15 protein-coding genes and 2 pseudogenes are annotated in these 17,756 nt (G+C 55.4%); 10 read left to right on the forward strand and 7 right to left on the reverse strand.

Features of this window, described 5'->3' with window-relative positions:
• The first annotated feature begins 3 nt into the window (after nt 1-3).
• Nucleotides 4-1,356: an efflux RND transporter periplasmic adaptor subunit gene (locus UIB01_RS17095; protein WP_037041095.1), complete on the forward strand. Its 1,353-nt coding sequence runs from the start codon at nt 4-6 to the stop codon at nt 1,354-1,356.
• A 17-nt stretch (nt 1,357-1,373) separates the two neighbouring features.
• Nucleotides 1,374-4,544 carry an efflux RND transporter permease subunit gene (locus tag UIB01_RS17100; protein WP_038663116.1) on the forward strand — a complete coding sequence of 1,057 codons (3,171 nt, stop codon included), beginning with the start codon at nt 1,374-1,376 and terminating at the stop codon, nt 4,542-4,544.
• Between the two features lie 639 nt (nt 4,545-5,183).
• On the opposite strand, the gene UIB01_RS17105 is transcribed toward UIB01_RS17100, so the two are convergent.
• Nucleotides 5,184-5,513, reverse strand: a complete 330-nt coding sequence (locus UIB01_RS17105; RefSeq protein WP_128576267.1) for a hypothetical protein — start codon at nt 5,511-5,513, stop codon at nt 5,184-5,186.
• Nucleotides 5,514-5,891: 378 nt separating this feature from the next.
• Here UIB01_RS17105 and UIB01_RS17110 point away from each other — a divergent pair, with 378 nt between their 5' ends.
• Together UIB01_RS17110 and UIB01_RS17115 are read left to right on the forward strand one after the other, a co-directional pair.
• The gene (locus tag UIB01_RS17110) at nt 5,892-6,812 is read left to right on the forward strand and encodes a cation diffusion facilitator family transporter (RefSeq protein WP_037041098.1); all 921 of its coding nucleotides are present in this window, start codon (nt 5,892-5,894) and stop codon (nt 6,810-6,812) included.
• A gap of 172 nt (nt 6,813-6,984) precedes the next feature.
• Nucleotides 6,985-7,842 (forward strand): annotated as a pseudogene (locus UIB01_RS17115) (IS5-like element ISPst7 family transposase); the annotation flags it as partial.
• An 84-nt stretch (nt 7,843-7,926) separates the two neighbouring features.
• Here UIB01_RS17115 and merR read toward each other — a convergent pair.
• A complete protein-coding gene (merR, locus tag UIB01_RS17120) occupies nt 7,927-8,325 on the reverse strand; it encodes a mercury resistance transcriptional regulator MerR (RefSeq protein WP_003089120.1) in 399 nt (132 codons plus the stop codon).
• 74 nt (nt 8,326-8,399) lie between these two features.
• Here merR and UIB01_RS17125 point away from each other — a divergent pair, with 74 nt between their 5' ends.
• From UIB01_RS17125 to UIB01_RS17135, 3 genes are read left to right on the forward strand one after another with little or no spacing between them, the layout of a single operon-like run.
• Nucleotides 8,400-8,750 (forward strand): mercuric transporter MerT family protein, encoded by a 351-nt coding sequence (locus UIB01_RS17125; protein ID WP_003089115.1) that lies wholly within the window; start codon nt 8,400-8,402, stop codon nt 8,748-8,750.
• Nucleotides 8,751-8,762: 12 nt separating this feature from the next.
• The gene (gene merP, locus UIB01_RS17130) at nt 8,763-9,038 is read left to right on the forward strand and encodes a mercury resistance system periplasmic binding protein MerP (RefSeq protein ID WP_003150552.1); all 276 of its coding nucleotides are present in this window, start codon (nt 8,763-8,765) and stop codon (nt 9,036-9,038) included.
• A 7-nt stretch (nt 9,039-9,045) separates the two neighbouring features.
• Nucleotides 9,046-9,258: a GDCCVxC domain-containing (seleno)protein gene (locus tag UIB01_RS17135; RefSeq protein WP_003089113.1), complete on the forward strand. Its 213-nt coding sequence runs from the start codon at nt 9,046-9,048 to the stop codon at nt 9,256-9,258.
• A gap of 12 nt (nt 9,259-9,270) precedes the next feature.
• On the opposite strand, the gene UIB01_RS17140 is transcribed toward UIB01_RS17135, so the two are convergent.
• The 4 genes from UIB01_RS17140 to UIB01_RS17155 form a co-directional block, all read right to left on the reverse strand.
• Nucleotides 9,271-12,264 (reverse strand): Tn3 family transposase, encoded by a 2,994-nt coding sequence (locus UIB01_RS17140; RefSeq protein WP_003299771.1) that lies wholly within the window; start codon nt 12,262-12,264, stop codon nt 9,271-9,273.
• A gap of 3 nt (nt 12,265-12,267) precedes the next feature.
• Nucleotides 12,268-12,678 (reverse strand): putative toxin-antitoxin system toxin component, PIN family, encoded by a 411-nt coding sequence (locus UIB01_RS17145; RefSeq protein ID WP_017246347.1) that lies wholly within the window; start codon nt 12,676-12,678, stop codon nt 12,268-12,270.
• Nucleotides 12,678-12,917 carry a ribbon-helix-helix domain-containing protein gene (locus UIB01_RS17150; RefSeq protein WP_003089107.1) on the reverse strand — a complete coding sequence of 80 codons (240 nt, stop codon included), beginning with the start codon at nt 12,915-12,917 and terminating at the stop codon, nt 12,678-12,680. Before UIB01_RS17150 ends, UIB01_RS17145 begins: the two co-directional genes overlap by 1 nt.
• A 192-nt stretch (nt 12,918-13,109) precedes the next feature.
• Entirely contained in the window at nt 13,110-14,003 is an 894-nt protein-coding gene (locus UIB01_RS17155; RefSeq protein WP_003291594.1) for a site-specific integrase, read from the reverse strand.
• A gap of 570 nt (nt 14,004-14,573) precedes the next feature.
• On the opposite strand from UIB01_RS17155, the gene UIB01_RS17160 reads away from it, so the two are divergent.
• Nucleotides 14,574-15,008, forward strand: a complete 435-nt coding sequence (locus tag UIB01_RS17160) for a hypothetical protein (protein ID WP_003291593.1) — start codon at nt 14,574-14,576, stop codon at nt 15,006-15,008.
• Nucleotides 15,009-15,261: 253 nt separating this feature from the next.
• Here the strand turns inward: UIB01_RS17160 and UIB01_RS23475 are convergent, their stop codons facing one another.
• Complete coding sequence (locus tag UIB01_RS23475; RefSeq protein ID WP_230585261.1) at nt 15,262-15,513, reverse strand: hypothetical protein; 252 nt, start codon at nt 15,511-15,513, stop codon at nt 15,262-15,264.
• Nucleotides 15,514-15,705: 192 nt separating this feature from the next.
• Here UIB01_RS23475 and UIB01_RS23480 point away from each other — a divergent pair, with 192 nt between their 5' ends.
• Together UIB01_RS23480 and UIB01_RS22920 are read left to right on the forward strand one after the other, a co-directional pair.
• Nucleotides 15,706-16,692, forward strand: coding sequence for a helix-turn-helix transcriptional regulator (locus UIB01_RS23480; RefSeq protein WP_038663123.1), 987 nt, complete (start codon nt 15,706-15,708; stop codon nt 16,690-16,692).
• Nucleotides 16,693-16,948: 256 nt separating this feature from the next.
• Nucleotides 16,949-17,401: pseudogene (locus UIB01_RS22920) on the forward strand (hypothetical protein).
• The last annotated feature ends 355 nt before the right edge of the window (nt 17,402-17,756 follow it).

The raw sequence follows: 17,756 nt of genomic DNA on the forward strand, positions 1-17,756 counted from the left end.
CATATGAAAAGTAAATCGAATACATCTTCCTTGGCTGGTCACAAGAAGCAGATTTTTTGGATCGTCGTCATATTAAGCGTGGCACTTATGCTTGGCGGATTGCTTCTTCGCAGTAGTCCAACTGTGCCCGATGCGGGCGACGCACATAGCGAGCATGGTGACGAATCGGAGCATGAGGATGAAGGGCATTCGGATGAGGATGCAGAAGCAGAAGCAGAAGGAGATCATGGCCATGATGAAGGAGGCGCCGATAGCGATCACGAGGTCGGTGCGGCAGAGAAAGATGAGCATGACGATGGTCCTGAGGGAGCAGCGCACGCCGAAGCAGCAGAGGTTGAACTCTCCGAGACCCAAATCCTAGCCGCGGGCATCTCGCTGGCAACCGCTCAGCCTGCAAAGATACAAAGCGCAATCGAGCTGCCAGGTGAAATTACGTTTAACCAGGATCGCACAGCGCAAGTTGTGCCTCGTCTCTCAGGTGTCGTTGAAGCGGTCAAAGTCGATTTGGGCGAACAGGTGAAACAGGGGCAAGTACTTGCTGTGATCGCGAGTACAGACCTGTCGGAACGTAGAAGCGAGTTCTACGCGGCGCAAAAACGTCTTGCATTGGCTCAAAAAACCTATCGACGCGAAAAGGAGCTATGGGAAGAGCGTATTTCTGCGGAACAGGATTATTTACAGGCACAACAGGCTTTACGGGAAGCAGAGCTGACTGTTGCGAATGCAAACGCACAGCTACAAGCGCTTGGCAGTGATGCTGGCAAGCCAGACGCATTGAGCCGCTACGAACTCAGGGCGCCGTTCGATGGGATGATCGTTGAGAAGGACATCACGCTCGGTGAGTCAGTCAATACCGATGACCAGATATTCATCATTTCCGATCTCTCTACCGTTTGGGCAGATATCAGCGTTCCTGCCAATGCACTCAGCGCGGTACGAGTCGGCAGCAATGCCGTTATCGAGGCCACAGCATTCGAGTCCAGTGCCAATGGCACCGTTTCTTATGTCGGCTCACTTGTTGGTCAGCAAAGCCGCGCCGCTACCGCCCGGGTCACACTTCCCAACCCTGAAGGGGTTTGGCGCCCCGGCCTGTTCGTCAAAGTGCAGGTAGGCGCTGGCGAAGCATCCGTGCCAGTCGCAGTAAGTCCTGATGCGATCCACACATTGGAAGAAAAGCCGGTGGTGTTTGTACGGACCGACCATGGCTTTGCTGCTCAGCCAATCGTGAGTGGCCGCAGCGATAGTGAAGCGGTCGAAATCAAGGAAGGCCTCCAGGCCGGAGCGCGCTATGCCTTGGATAACAGCTTCATCATCAAGTCCGAGCTTGGCAAAGCCAGCGCCTCGCATGCTCACTGATACGGAGTTATAGAATCGTGTTCGAACGTATCATTCGTTTTTCTATCGAGCATCGCTGGTTGGTTATGCTAGCCGTGCTTGGCATGGCAGCGTTAGGAGCTTACAGCTACCAAAAGCTGCCTATCGATGCTGTCCCGGATATCACCAACGTACAGGTGCAAATCAACACTGCGGCGCCAGGTTATTCCCCGCTGGAAGTGGAGCAGCGTATTACCTACCCGCTCGAGACGGTAATGGCTGGGCTGCCCAAGCTCGAGCAGACACGATCCTTGTCTCGATATGGACTTTCTCAGATCACAGTTATTTTTGAGGAAGGCACTGACATCTATTTTGCCCGCCAACTTGTGAACGAGCGCCTGGGAGGGGCCAAAGATCAGCTCCCAGATGGCGTCACTCCAACACTTGGACCTATTTCCACTGGGCTTGGCGAAATCTATTTTTGGACGGTTGAAGCTGAGGAAGGTGCCACCAAATCGGACGGTACGCCGTATACCCCTGCTGACTTGCGTGAGATTCAAGATTGGATCATCAAACCGCAAGTCCGAAATGTACCTGGTGTTACTGAGATCAATACGATTGGAGGATATGCAAAGGAATATCAGATCGCCCCCAACCCAGACACTTTGCGGTCGTTTGGACTAACACTACAAGATTTGATCGAGGCGGTTGAGCAAAACAATAACAATCTAGGTGCCGGATATATTGAAAAGCGCGGCGAGCAGTATCTTGTTCGCGCGCCAGGGCAAATGCAGTCTGTGGAGGACATCCGCGATACCCTTATTAGCAACGTTGACGGTACCCCAGTGCGTATCCGCGACGTTGCGACGGTCAAGGTTGGAAAGGAGCTCCGCACTGGCGCAGCCACCGAGAATGGCCGCGAAGTGGTGCTAGGTACGGCTTTCATGCTTATCGGTGAAAATAGCCGGGTAGTTTCTAGGGCTGTCGATGACAAAATGAAAGAGATAAACCTTTCGCTTCCGGAGGGCGTAAAGGCGATTACTGTCTACGATCGTACTGTGCTCGTAGACAAAGCTATATCCACCGTTAAGAAGAACCTCACTGAAGGTGCCATTCTTGTTGTGGTTATACTTTTTCTCTTCTTGGGCAATATCCGTGCGGCGATCCTAACCGCACTTGTTATACCGCTGGCGATGCTCTTTACGTTCACCGGCATGGTAGCCAACGAGGTCAGCGCCAACCTGATGAGCTTAGGCGCATTGGATTTCGGCATCATTATCGATGGTGCCGTGGTGATTGTTGAGAACTGCGTGCGTCGACTTGCTCACGCTCAGTCCCATCACGGGCGGGCATTAACGCTGTCCGAACGGCTTCATGAAGTGTTCGCTGCGGCAAAGGAAGTGCGTCGACCTCTACTCTATGGGCAGCTGATCATTATGATCGTATATCTGCCGATATTCGCCCTTACAGGGGTCGAAGGTAAGATGTTCACGCCCATGGCGTTTACCGTAGTGACAGCGCTATTCGGGGCGATGATCCTCTCGGTGACGTTCGTCCCAGCAGCCGTTGCGCTATTTATCGGTAAGCGGGTTACGGAGAAGGAAAACTTTCTAATCCGCAATGCTAAACGGGCCTACGCACCTGCACTCGATGCGGTGATGGCCAACAAGCCAGCGGTTCTCACCTTTGCCGTAGTTGTAGTCATACTTTCCGGCCTCGTAGGGTCACGTATGGGCAGTGAATTCGTGCCTAGCCTCAACGAGGGGGACTTCGCTATCCAAGCCCTTCGTGTACCGGCTACCAGCCTTAGTCAGTCTGTCGAGATGCAGCAGCAGCTGGAACGAAAGCTTATGGACGAGTTTCCGGAGATCGAGCGGATTTTTGCGCGCACAGGCACTGCGGAGGTGGCATCCGATGCCATGCCACCAAATATCTCTGACGGGTACGTCATGCTGAAGCCTCAAGAACAATGGCCGGATCCAGGCAAGTCGCGCAATGAACTCTTAAGCGAGGTCCAAGCATCCGCCGCTGAGCTACCGGGCAATAACTACGAGTTTTCCCAGCCGATTCAACTGCGTTTCAACGAATTGATTTCCGGTGTTCGTGCCGCTGTAGCCGTGAAAATCTATGGTGATGACATGGACGTTCTTAACAGCACGGCGGCGGAAGTGTCCGAGGTGCTAGGACAAGTACCAGGCGCTTCAGAGGTTACGGTCGAGCAAACAACTGGTCTTCCTATGCTCACGATCGATATCGATCGCGATCAAATCGCACGATACGGCCTGAGTCTAGATACCGTACAGCAAGCGGTTGCAGTAGCCATCGGGGGCCGAGAGGCAGGCACCTTGTTTCAAGGAGACCGGCGTTTCGATATCGTAGTTCGTTTACCGGACGAGATACGCAGCGATCTCGCCGCAATTGAGCGGCTTCCAATTGCCCTTCCAAGGGAATTAAACAGCGCCATAAGTTATATCCCCCTCGGCGAGGTGGCCACCCTGGATTTGGCCCCCGGTCCGAATCAGATCAGTAGAGAGGAAGGGAAACGGCGAATTGTTGTCAGTGCAAACGTCCGTGGTCGGGACATTGGATCATTCGTATCCGAGGCAGAACAGAAAATCCAGGCTCAGGTAGATATCCCGGCAGGTTATTGGATCGATTGGGGCGGTACCTTTGAGCAGCTTGAATCGGCAACGAAGCGGCTGCAGATTGTCGTCCCCGTGGCGCTGCTCCTGGTCTTCATTCTGCTTTTCATGATGTTCAACAATGTCAAAGACGGCTTGTTGGTCTTTACCGGGATTCCATTTGCGCTCACGGGAGGCATTGTTGCGCTGTGGCTCAGAGATATCCCATTGTCCATTTCAGCAGGTGTTGGCTTTATTGCTCTGTCAGGCGTCGCAGTTCTAAATGGCCTGGTAATGATCTCCTTCATCCGTAGCCTACGGGAGCAAGGTTTGCCTCTGGACACCGCGATCCGCGAGGGCGCTCTTACCCGGCTACGCCCGGTATTGATGACGGCCCTAGTGGCTTCACTCGGGTTCGTTCCAATGGCCTTGAATGTGGGTACCGGTGCAGAGGTGCAGCGCCCCCTTGCGACGGTGGTAATCGGGGGGATTCTCTCCTCAACGGTGCTAACGCTATTAGTTTTGCCGTTGCTCTACCAGATGGCTCATCGGCGCGAAGACGAATTGGAGGAGCAAGAAATCGCGCTAGCCGCCGACAGAACGAGCTAGATATCGGATGGCGGTACACAACGCCCCGTTCTTGCTAGCAAGCAAGAACGGGGCGTGTTGATTATCGGAGCGCTAAGTTCATTAGCGGCGCAGCGGGCAGTACAGCCTTGGTGGCGCAGGTCTGATGCATCTAAGCGGTAAATAAGAAACTTGCTCGCGCTAAGTGCTATGACCTGCGCTACATACGCCTCCTCGACCTGATGGCTTTCACCCAAGGTGAGCTGACGAAGGATTATGCGAGCAGCGGCTGACCTGCCCTGGTTGGCAGCAAGGGGCGATAGCTACGACAACGCCCTGGCTGGAATGATCAGCAGGCTGTACAAGACCGAGCTGACACCTTCAATCATGCACGAACCGCGAGACCGCTGAGATGACGACCCCCGACATGGATGCGGGGTAGGCCACCAGCGTCTGTTCAGCTCACTCGATATGCTCCTTGCGAAGGCTAATAACAACAGATCAGGCGATGGCGGCCTGACTTAAACGAAACGGCTTTTATAAATCAAGGGCGATTCGCTGGTAGCGATGTTGCGGGCAAGTTATGGAAACAAAAAAGCGCCCCGAAGGCGCTTAGAGTGCAACTGCTTCCAAAGGAGCTTGGAAGCTGCCGGAGGCGAATATCGTTCAGATATGAAGCGGTTAGTCAGCTTTGGTTTCTTTCTTGCTTTCCGTATTGTTCTGATCTTGGCGGGTATCCTTAATCTGTAATTCGTCTATTTTTCGTTTGGCGGATTCGGTTCCGTGAATTCGTTTTTGATCTGCTCGGAATTTTTCATTAAATTTAATTGAGCGGTCATAGCCATCTTCTGCATAAGACAATGCGGAGCCGCAGATTACCAAACCAACAACAATAGCTTTCAACAGATTCATAGGGCAGTCCTCGCTAAATTCAAAGGTGGCTTGCTGAGCTTTCTCGCTGAGCCCTGCAGGTTCGAATGAATTTTGCGTGATTGAAGCTAACAGCAGCATGAGCCAAGCATTACATTATTGAAATGTAATGCTTCCATTGCGCGGTGACATGAGCGCCTTGCTTCGTCATGTCAGCACCGAGGCGCACCAATCTGCAAGGGCCTATCCTACGAAAAGAATGATTGGAAGATTACAATTTTGTCATCCTCGGATTGACGCCGTATCATCTATCATTAGCGAGCAACGTCGTTTAACGTTTGAGAGGGATCGGCCAGTTATCGGCAAGTTTCAGACGATAATGCACGAACTCGCTTGAGAGTGGTCCCATTTCTGTCAGTGTGGTTTGGAAGGCCAGATGGTATTGGTGCTAGTATTATCTATTACTTTTTTTGGGCTCCCTATCCTTGACTTATGTTATTTAAGGACGGTTAAAAACCAATGGCTCACGAACATAACCATAACACCGAAGCCATAGGCGATAAGCGTTTAATCGCTGCCATTGGCGTTAATACTGTGCTAACTCTGGCACAAGTTGTTGGAGGAATACTTTCTGGCAGTTTATCGCTCATAGCTGACGCGCTACATAACTTGAGCGATGCCGCATCACTGGTTATTGCGCTCATCGCACGTAAAATCGGTCGCAAACCGCCAGATGCTTTTAAAACCTTCGGCTACCGACGCAGTGAAACCATAGCGGCTTTGATTAACTTGGTCACGCTGATTATCGTTGGTCTCTACCTCATCTACGAAGCTATAGGTCGGTTTTTTGCCCCACAGCCCATTGAAGGATGGACAGTGGTCGTGGTGGCGGGAATAGCCTTGATTGTAGATGTCGTCACGGCCTTGCTCACCTACACAATGTCTAAGAATAGCATGAATATAAAGGCGGCATTCCTGCACAATGTGTCGGATGCGCTGGCCTCCGTCGGGGTTATTATTGCCGGAACATTGATTCTTCTGTATGGCTGGTACTGGACGGATACTGTCCTGACACTGATGATTGCTGGGTACGTGCTCTGGCAGGGCTTTAGCATGCTGCCTAAAACCATTCACTTGTTAATGGAGGGCGCACCAGAAGGAGTTTCCATCACTGATATAATCAATGTCATGGAGCAAGTGGACGACGTTGTGAGTGTTCACCACGTACATGTCTGGGAAATTGCCGAACATTCAACTGCATTGGAAGCTCACGTTGTCATCAAGAAGGCTAGCCTGCCCGAAATTGAACGAGTAAAGACTGATTTAAAACGAGTACTTCATGAGCAATTCAAAGTCAGCCACTCGACACTTGAAATGGAACTAGACGGCAGTGTTTGTATCGACACCAGGCAGGCCGACAGTCATCGCAGCGAAGCATAAGCCTGCTTTGCGCTCAACGCTGTTGCTAGACAGTTAGCTCGATATCAACCGGAGTGAACTTGTGACATCACTCGTTGCCGCTATGTCATCGACCAGAGACATGCTAGGGACAGTCTGAAAAAGACTTTCTGATTTTGGCAAAATAGCCGAACGCCACCCACCGAGTTTTCTGATGAAGCAGATGACCTTCGCCGATGCCGAGTACGCCGGCAAGCGCAAGCAGACCCGCAAAGAGCTGTTCCTGATCGAGATGGATCGGGTGGTGCCGTGGAAGGGGTTGATTGCCCTGATCGAGCCGCATTACCCCAAGGGTGAAGGTGGCCGTCCGGCGTACCCGTTGATGGCAATGCTGCGGGTTCATCTAATGCAAAACTGGTTCGGTTATAGCGATCCAGCGATGGAGGAGGCACTGTACGAGACCACCATCCTGCGGCAGTTCGCGGGGCTGAGCCTGGAGCGTATCCCCGACGAAACCACCATCCTCAACTTCCGTCGCCTGCTGGAGAAACACGAACTGGCTGCTGGCATCCTGGCCGTGATCAATGGCTACCTGGGTGACCGTGGCCTGTCGCTGCGCCAAGGCACCATCGTCGATGCCACGCTGATCAATGCGCCGAGTTCGACCAAGAACAAAGACGGCAAGCGCGACCCAGAGATGCACCAGACCAAGAAGGGCAACCAGTATTACTTTGGCATGAAGGCCCACATCGGCGTCGATGACGAATCGGGCCTGGTACATAGCGTGGTAGGTACGGCGGCTAACGTGGCGGACGTCACCCAGGTCGACAAGTTGCTGCATGGCGAGGAAAACGTGGTCTGCGCCGATGCGGGTTATACCGGCGTCGAGAAGCGTGCCGAGCATGATGGCCGCGAAGTGATTTGGCAGGTGGCAGCACGGCGCAGCACTTACAAAAAGCTGGGCAAGAGCAGCGCGCTGTACAAAGCCAGACGCAAGATCGAGAAAGCCAAGGCTCAGGTACGGGCCAAGGTTGAGCACCCGTTTCGGGTGATCAAGCGGCAGTTGGGGTTTGGGGAGCAATGGAACCAAAAACCAACGTAAGCTCTGAATCCCACCGTAAAGGGGCTTTCCGATCTCCAGCTCACCCGCCAGGCATTACTCTCTGATCAGTGCCTCGATGATCGGGCAGATCGTTCCGCCGTCTCCCGCATCACATTGCTGCACCAGTTCGCCTAACAGTTGCTGCATGACGACCAAGTCGGCCATCTTCTGCTCGATCAACGCGAGCTTGCGTGCAGCCCGTGCTCGCGTTTCGGCACAGGCGCACGACTCATCCAGCGTCAGCAGTCCACCGACTTCCGAGAGCGTGAAACCCAGCGCCTGAGCCCGCTTGATGAAACGCAGTCGCTTCACCATGTCCACCGGATAGCGCCGATGGCCACCCAAGGGTTTGGCTGGTTCATCCAGCAGCCCGCGTCGCTGGTAGTAGCGGATCGTCTCGACGTTCACCCCGGCGGCGTCTGCCAGCTTGCCAATGGTCAGCTCTGTGGCCATCACTTTCTCCTTGATTCCGTACTTTGGTACGGAGTTTAGAATAGCACCTAGGCAATCAGGCTCAGGAGATGGGAATGGGGATGCAACTCACCGGGAAAGGCTCGCTGGTCGCGAGTTCGCTGACCGCCATCGGTGCGTCGGTGTGCTGTGTCGGGCCACTGGTGCTGTTGGCACTCGGTGTCGGCGGTACGTGGGTGGGCGCTCTGACCATGATGGAGCCACTACGCCCCCTCTTCATCGGGTTGACTCTACTGTTCCTGGGATTGGCATTCCGCAAGCTCTACCTGGTGCCACAGGTTTGTACGCCAGGTACACCCTGCGCCGATCCGCGCACGCTCGTGCGACAGCGACTCGTGTTCTGGATCGTCAGCGTGCTGCTGCTCGGCCTATTGGCCGTGCCGTGGCTCGCCCCGCTGTTCTACTGAAGGAGATTAACCATGCGCAAACTGCTGATCGCCGTGCTTTTCGCCTTGCCCTTCGTGGCGCTGGCGGCTCCCCCGAAAACCGTCACGCTCGACGTGCAGAACATGACGTGCGGACTCTGTCCGATCACGGTCAAGAAGTCGCTGGAGAAGGTGTCCGGCGTGAGTGACGTCCAGGTCAATTTCGACCAGAAGACGGCGACCGTCACCTACGATCCCGATAAGGCCCAGCCCGAGGCACTGACTGAGGCGACCGCGAACGCGGGATACCCCTCCACAGTGCAGAAGTGAGGTCACGATGAGCGCCATTGTCCTTGAGTCCGTGCTGACTTGCCCGCGCTGCGGCTTCGCCAAGCCGGAAACCATGCCCACGGACGCCTGCCAGTTCTATTACGAGTGCAGCAACTGCAAGGCGCTGCTGCGCCCCAACCCAGGGGATTGCTGCGTTTTCTGTTCGTTCGGCTCGGTGAAGTGCCCGCCGATCCAGCAGCAGCTTGGGTGTTGCTCATAGCGTTTAGGGGGATCACAGGTCGTCGTCTGGATTACGCAGTGGCCGCAGCTCGCCGCGCGCAACTTCTTCCGGTACCGCAAAGGAATACCGCCCGAGCATGTTGATGTGCTCGTAGATCAGCGGCGATAGCCGGGCCAAATCCTCTTCCAGCACTGGATAGCCGTGCTGCTTGAGCCGTTCCACGGCCGCCGTCATGTAGAGGGTGTTCCACAGCACGATGATGTTCACCACCAGGCCCAGAGCACCGAGCTGGTCTTCCTGGCCTTCGCGGTAGCGCTGGCGGAGCTCGCCGCGTTTGCCGTGGAACACGGCGCGGGCCAGGCTGTGCCGGCCTTCGCCTCGGTTCAACTGGGTCAGGGTGGCGCGGCGCTTGGACTCGTCGTCGATATAGGTCAACGTGTGCAGAGTCTTTTCGATCCGCCCGAATTCGGCCAGCGCCTGGGCCAGCCGGGTGGGTCTATCTCCCGTTTGCAGCGTGCGCATGATGCCAGTCGCCGGCACCCGGCCGAGTTTGAGCGAGCCGGCCAGGCGCAGCAGGTCGTCCCAGTGCTCGGCGATCAGGTCGAGTTTGACCGACTGGCGGGCCAGCCCGTTGAGCTTGCCGTAGTCCGCGTCCGGGCGCGTGCGCCAGAAGCGGGTACCGCCGACATCGGCCAGCCGCGGACTGAAGTGGTAGCCAAGTAGGCGGAAGAGCCCGAACACCACATCGCTGTAGGCCCCGGTGTCGGTCATGATTTGCGTCGGCTGCAACTCGGTCTGCTGTTCCAGCACGACCGCCAGCAACACCAGGCTGTCGCGCAGCGTGCCGGGCACGGTGATGGCGTTGAGGCCGGAGAATTGGTCGGAAATCAGGTTGTACCAGGTGACACCCCGGCCGGTGCCGAAATACTTCGGATTGGGGCCGGCATGCACGGTGCGCACCGGTACGACGAAGCGCATGCCATCGGCGGAGGCGACCTCGCCGCCACCCCAGACTTGGGCCAGTTCCAGTTGGCTTTGCGCTCCGACCAGGATGGCGTTAGCCGCTGACAGGGTGTCGTCGCGGATATAATTCTGGCTGACCCAGGACAGCCGGTCACGGCGCAGCGCCGGGTTGTCGGTGCGGATCAAGGGCTCCAGGCCGGTGTTGCAGGCCCCGCCCAACAGCACCGCGCAGAGGCTGGTGACCAGGTTGTCGGCGCGTGCATTGCGTTCGGAGACATGGGTGAAGGCCTCGGAAAAGCCAGTGCGGGCGGCGATTTCCAAGAGGATTTCCGGCAGATCGACACGCGGCATCAGGTCAGACACGGCCGCCCGCAGTTGCAGCAACGAGCAGGGCTCGTCCAGCTTGTCCAGCGCCCCGAGCGACAGTTCGGTCTTGCCCTCGGTGTTCTCGCTCAGTTGAATCGCCGGGTTGTCGGGCAGGCGCGCGGCTACTGCCAGCCAGGTTGCATCCAGCTCGACGGACAAGGCGTCCAGGGTGGTTTTGGCGTCGATGGTCAGGCCCAGTGACCGGCAGATGATCGGTCGCGCCGCCAGCCATTCGGCACCGTCGAGCAGGCCAAGGCGCGGGTCGGCATAGCGCCAACTGGGCGAGACGAAGACATCGCGGCGGCGCAGGGCCGTGCGCAGCGCATCGAGCGTGCAGAACACATAGGCACCCATGTCGAGGGAGCCATCTTCGCGGGTGATGTGCTTCTGCCAAGCCTTGGCCACGATCTCCTGCGGCGCGTCATCCTCTGGCTTCCGGCGCGGCAGGTTCAGTTGCAGCCACTCCAGACTAGCCGCCACGCCCTTGCCGGCCGGGCTGAAGCCGAAGCGGATGTGCTTGAGCAGGTCGGGCAGGAAGCGGCGCACGCTGCGGTAGCGCGCTTCCAATGCAAGAAAATAGACGTCATCTACCGGGCGGATCAGCGCGTTGACCTCTTCCAGGGCCTTTTCCAGGGTGGTCCTCGGCAGGTCGTTGAACAGCCGGGCGCGCACGTTGTCATCGCTGATCGAGCTGTCCAGCACGACCTTGCACGCGGCGGCGAGCGTCGCGGCCGACCGATCCAGGTCTTTCAGGCTGCGCATGCGGGCTTTCTTGTCGGCCTTCTCCGCGTTGCTGAACAGGTCGCGCAGCAAGGCCTCCAGGACTTCCAGTGCGTCGTCGTGCGCAGTCGCCTCCAGGCAGAGTGCGAAGGCCACCAGTGTCGCCATCCGCCGCGACGCCGGCAGCCGATTAATCGCGGTGACCTTGGCCGTGTTGGCGAAGCGGGCCAGGGCGGCGATACGGCTGGGAGGGATGTGCGCCGCCGCCGGCAAGGTGATGCCGATGCCGCGCACGTCATCGAGCCGGCGCAGTGCCCGAATCAACGCGGGGCCACTGACCATGACCGGGCCGGAGCGCAATTGATCCAGCCGGGAGCTGCGGTTGCCTTCGGCCACCGTCAGCAAGTCTTGCAGTTGCAATCGCTGTTCCTCAGTCACGCTGCGGCCCAGCGTAAACCAGAGGCGTTCTTCGACCCGACTGCGCAACTGGGCGATAAAGCGCTCTAGTTGAGACACACCAGGCAGGAGGACTTTCTGTGTGAACAGCCACGAGGTGGCTCGCTCAAACAGCACTCCCGGCCGGTCGGTGCCCGTCCAGCAGAGGGCATACAGCCAGCGGCTCAAGCGAAAGCCGATGCCCGGATCGGTGAAATGACGATAGCCAAAGCGGTTCTGAATATCGGTGGCATGTATCCAGCGGCGATGATCGCTATAGCGCTGGAGGCAGTCGGGGTCTGGAATCGCCAGTTGTCGGCAAAGCACCTGCAGGACTTCCACCGGCACGGCGGCGGGCTTGTCCGGCAGAACGCCAACGAAGCGGACGGTGGTCAGCAGAACGGCATAACCCAGACGGTTATGGTTACCCCGCAGCACCTGGATGGCTTCACGGTCTTCATCGCTCAGGTGGAAGTAACGTTCCAGCTCTTCACGGCTGGGCGAATCAACATAGCGGCCAAAACCGTCGCGTTGCTCTTGAGTCAGAAAACCGACCGGCATTGATCACAGCACCTCGACGCAGAACACGGCGGGCGTGACGATCCGCGTGTGTTCGATGTGCCCGCGTTGCAGCAGGCCGGCGCGGCGATCACCGGTTACCAGGTAGTCCGCATCGCCCGCCAAGGCCATGGCCAGCAAAAACGAGTCATCCGGATCATCGGCTTCGACCTCGATGGTCAGGCGCTCCAGTACCACAGCCCGTTGCAGGTTATTGATCATGGCGCCCACCTTGGCGGGCTGTAGGATGGCCTGAAGCTTGGGATAGCGGCTGGCTCGACGAATTTCATCGAGTTGCATCCGCGAGGTCACCACCTCGAAACGCGCCGCCCGCCAGGCACGGTAGATCGCATCGGGCGCGCCATGTGGCGAGATCAGGGCGCTGAACAGGATGTTGGTATCCAACACGACCCGCATCAGCGCTTACGTGCCCAGTCGAGCGCTTCGTCAACCGCGTTGGTCAATTCTGCCTCACTCAGATGGGCGTTAGCGGCCTTGGCCTGCTCAGCGCTCAGCTCCAGGATGTGTGCCCGTACCGCTTCTTCGATGAAGCGCGACAGGTCGCCCTTACGGCCGCCGCCCTGGCTGGCCAGAAACATCCGAAGCGACTGGTCGGTGTCGGCCGAGACGGCGACATTCCAGCGAATGGTATTCATAGCGTTCTCCGCTAATAGGTGTTTGTGTGTTTATACGCCAATCACAAAGGGCGATGCAATGGTTCGACAAAACGAACAGATACCTGAGCGTTGACGACGTAAAGGTGGAAACCGCTATCAAAACCAGAGCTAGATACAAACGCTCTATAGCCTAAGGAATTCATGATTGTCCGCTGAAATGACCACATCACCTCAGCCGTCAGCGACCTCAGTCCTACGATCCAAGTCTCGCTGATCATTAAGAGCCACGGCGTCCGCACGCATTCGAGCAGGCACTGTATCTCTCACCTTTGAAAAGTCAGCATCGCTTGCAGGCTTAACCTTAACCGCTTCTGCACGTCCAAATCTTTTATCGCCATAGCGGCTAATCGAATCGGTAGCCTGGTGCCCCATGACGTATGCCATTTCTATTGCGGACATGCCTGAGGCTTTCAGATTTGAGCCGAACTGGTGACGAAGTGTGTACATACTCGGCACCTTCCTCCTACCGAATAGCTCAGTAGCGACTTGGTGAAGCGCAACGCGTATTGAATCCATACTGCGCGGCTGACATTTAAAAGCAGCGAGAGCGTTTCTCAAGATATTGCAGACGTCTCCATCAGCCTCAAGCGTTCGGCTAGCGCCGCGTAAACCGTTGTGGCTAAGCTTTGCACCGGATATATGGATGCGCCGGCCATCGATAGAAATTCCGTTAAGCTCGCATGGTCGCGCTCCGGTAAGAGATATCACCATTAAAGCTCCCGCTTCGACAGGCATATCTCGTTCAGCCAGACACCGTAGCCACGCTTCGAAATCAGCGGTAGAAAGCTTCTGCGGACGTCGCTGCTTTTTCTTTCGCGGCAGATTTAACACAGTGACCGGATTGAGCGTACGATTGATTTCTTGGGCAGCCCAGAAATTTCCTCGATGCTTTTGATCAAACGCCAAAGCGTTACGTAGGCGCCGATAATAATCCGGGCGGTAATCAGGGGCCGCCCGTAGTAAAGCACCAATAATATTGAGCTCATCAAGCTCAACGCCCTGCATCCGAGTCGCATAAAAATTACTGGCCAAACTAATATAGGCGCTTTGAGTCTCTGCATTCATATTATTCTTCTAATTATTATTTGCGTGACACATGCCACACAATCAATTATTGCAAATACGAAAACAAAAAAACAACAACCAGAGCATTATTTTTTATATAACCCCAAAAGCCAAACATTGCAAAGGTGCAAAAATTCTATCCTTTCTATATCGCATTCCGGACTTTGGTTCGTTGGCCAAGGACGCACCATGTTACCTGACCCCACAAGACGACCCGCCGGGAGCAGCACATAGACCGACTGAACAGCGCTGGGTATGAGCAGGTGCTTCCACTCTTTCAGCCGATTCACATTTTAAAATGCGAGAACCAAGTAGAGTAATTTTAAATTGCGCTCACAGCCCGGGGCGGCGACGGACTGGCGCAATCGCTTACCGAGACACCACTGCCCACGACATACTGCTTATGCCACTTTTAAATTATGGGTTTTGGGCCGGACACTCACTAGATAGCCAGCCGAACGGCCTCCGGGGCGTTAACCATGGGCTGTATAAAAATACAGTATAGCCTATTGCCTTTTTTAAGCGGAGCAACTTAGAATAATGAACAGAACAACAACCTGAGGAAAAAACATGTCTATCCTAATTCTTAACCGCGAGCGCGACGAAGTCGGCGGTCAATACCTAGTAGCAAGCATTCACGGTGTGGAACACTGCGTATCACTTGATGATGACTATCCGGAGCAAATCCCAGATTCAGATGATATAGTCCACCGCATTAATGCAGATGACTTCAATGAGCTTTCAGAGAAGGTACGCTCCTACGTGCGCAAGCACAGCATCGCCCCCATTCACTCACTCGATGACGTTAGGCTGCTTGCGATGCAGCTCGGCGATATGAAAGCAAAGACCTACGAAATCGACGAAGAAGGTCTTGGCCTCACGCTCCGCGACTGTAACATAGATAAAGGTGTACGCACCCTAGTTCGTAAATTTAATAGCACATATCAGGCATATCGCTGGCTGACCGAGCAACTGGATATTTTGGATTTCAATGCGCCACGGTAAGCGTGCAAGCGCTAATGTCCCGCCATTGCATTCCTAATCAAAAGCCGCATGCAACCGAGGCGCGCTATAGATAAAGACGTTTATTGACTAAATTGGCTTCAATGCGACTCGGTTAGACGTTGGCTTTATTGTAGCTCGCCTGATTAACTTGAAGGCTGCTCACTTCAAACCTTTACTGTCTCGGTAGCCTTTCATTTACTAATGCCCGGCAACCGACGCACGCTTAAAGATTGCACCAACAAAAGCGCATGGATTATGGTTCATCTACAGCAGACGAACCGGCAGGCGCAGGGTTGGGCTTCAGCCTCAGACCATTTAGCCAAAACCACCCTAGATCATTGATCGCATCCGCATCGCCCAACAGAGCCTGTTCACGCAGCTCCACATAGCGATTTCGAATTATGATCGGATCAACCAATCCAAGAAGCGGGTTTGCTTCCCTGATCTCGTAATAGTTGACACCCCGCGCCTGCCCGCTCAGCTCCATCACTCTCAGCGATGGCATACCGATTCCAGCATAAAGGCGTTGCAACTCGTCAGGCTCACCATCTCGACGCAGTCAGCCCGGGGAAGAAGGTTGTCCATAAGATTGAAGATGTCTGCAGAGTTGCTCATGCTGCTGCCCATCGATGATCGTGTCTGACCATTTTCAGCGGCCATGCGACAACCTGTGTCGCACACAAACAAGGACGTAACTGTGGAACAGCTGCTTCGCCATGAACTCATTCTTGGCCTTCTCCCGAACAAGGAAAGCGCTCTCGATAGCAATGCCATTCACCAACGAGTAGCCAACCAGGGTGTCCAGGTTGATAAGCGCACCATTCAGCGTGACCTAAGCGAGCTAGAACAGAAATTCCCCCATGTGCATAGCAGGCCAAAGGGAAAAGCCAAGTTGTGGTGGGCAGAAAAGTCGCTGTCGCGACTGAGCATGCTGCCAACAGATGCAATGAACCTCGTCATGATCATGGATCACGCGGCTAGATTCGGAATGGCGGCACAGGTTGAGAATTTGGCGCCCCTTCGGAACTACGCAACATCACTGTTGAAAGGAAACCGGCCCAGCCAGGACTGTTCAGGCAAGATCATCAGCAATACCCGCTTCGTTGTTCTGGAACCAGGCCAAGTGAAGCCGGAGGTCCTAGAGGCTGTCCAACAGGCACTTCTGGATGATGCCTCTATCGAAGCGCTCTACCTGAAGCGCGGTGCCCGTGAGCCACGAACACTACATATCAAGCCACTAGGTCTTTCCTATCAAGATTCCAATATCTACCTCGTATGTGTTTTCAAAGGCTTGCCCGAAGGCAAACTGGCCTCCCTTCCCCTGCATCGTTTTCAGTCTGCCAAGGCTACATGGGAAGACCTAAGAACTCCTGACGGTTTTGAGATGAACTCGTTCGAGGTCAAGCGCAGCCTGATATCCCAAAAATCTGAGCACCCAACTCAACTGAAGCTCCGCATTTCTCAGACGCTCTACGAACGCCTGGACGAGAACGCGCTCACTGCCGATCAACAGCTACAGCCCACCGCTGATGGCTGGTGGTTGATGACAGGCAGTCTGCCTCTTAGCCAAGGTCTCGAGCTATGGCTTTTGAGCCAAGGGGAGGAGCTGGAGGTTCTAGAGCCGGCTGAACTGAGGCAGCAAATCGCCTCGTCGGCACGTCGGATGGCCAGACTGTACGGTTGAATGCGACACAGGCTGTCGCATGCTGGGAGCATTCTGTCTCCGATTACCTGACCATGGAGACTCAGCTATGAAGACCTATTCCGCTTTCCTTCAGCGCGTAATCCCTAATGCGGGACCTCGCGCCAATTTCAAGACCACAGTGCAGGCCGTGAGTTCCGAAATGGCTCGCATCACAGCCGAAGCCCAATACCCGGGCTACAAATGCGCCAACGCCCCCGTGCCGGTACGCTGAAGTGTCCAAGCCACACTTCGGCAAATTGGGGCCTGGAGACCATCTTTATTACCAGTACCATTTGGTAAAGACGACCCAAACGATCAACATCATCCCAATCTCAGCCTACGACTACACCGAGCACTCAGTTAGCTGCACCGAGCAAAACAAGCCGAAGACACTAAATGGCCGTTTCTTTTTTCTGTGGATCGCATTCAACGCTGCCTACGCCACCGATATCGTCGAGCAGCAGCGATTATCCGAGCGGGAAACCTTCAAAGCCTTTCTCGAAAAACCGTGTTCCTTGGTAGCAACAAAAACATCGAGACTTCGTCTGGTCGGAGTTTCCCGGCAGCATTCGCGTACTACTGGACAACCCGTACACCCTGCGCAACCCAGCTCATTCATGGTGGAGCAACCTGGAATGGCAGAGTGAGTAGGGATTAGCTACGAGACTGCTGCTACCTGCTAGGAAAACTGATGCCCTTGATCATCTAGATCACGCTGGACAGCCCGGACACCTTATGGGGCGATGCCAAATACCCAGTGGTTGGCTGAGGATGGACACAGGTTCATGTGATTGAGATGAACATCAATATGAGTGCAGCATGGGCACGGCTGCCAAAGGCTCGCATGCTGGCTCGTCGACTTACCTCTTGATTTTGTCTACCCCCTCTTAAGCAGGCGTCCACTGATGCAGCAAACCGGTTCCTACAGGTTGGACTTGCCTGGGAGCTGGCTTGTCGGGGCGACGAACCGCAACGATTGTGTCTATTCAGGCCCTAGCGGCGGTATTCGCCATCCACCAGCCGCGATACCCCCAGCGGGTTGGCCTCCTGCAGCGCCGCCGGCC

Source organism: Stutzerimonas decontaminans (genome assembly GCF_000661915.1).
Lineage (GTDB): Bacteria > Pseudomonadota > Gammaproteobacteria > Pseudomonadales > Pseudomonadaceae > Stutzerimonas > Stutzerimonas decontaminans.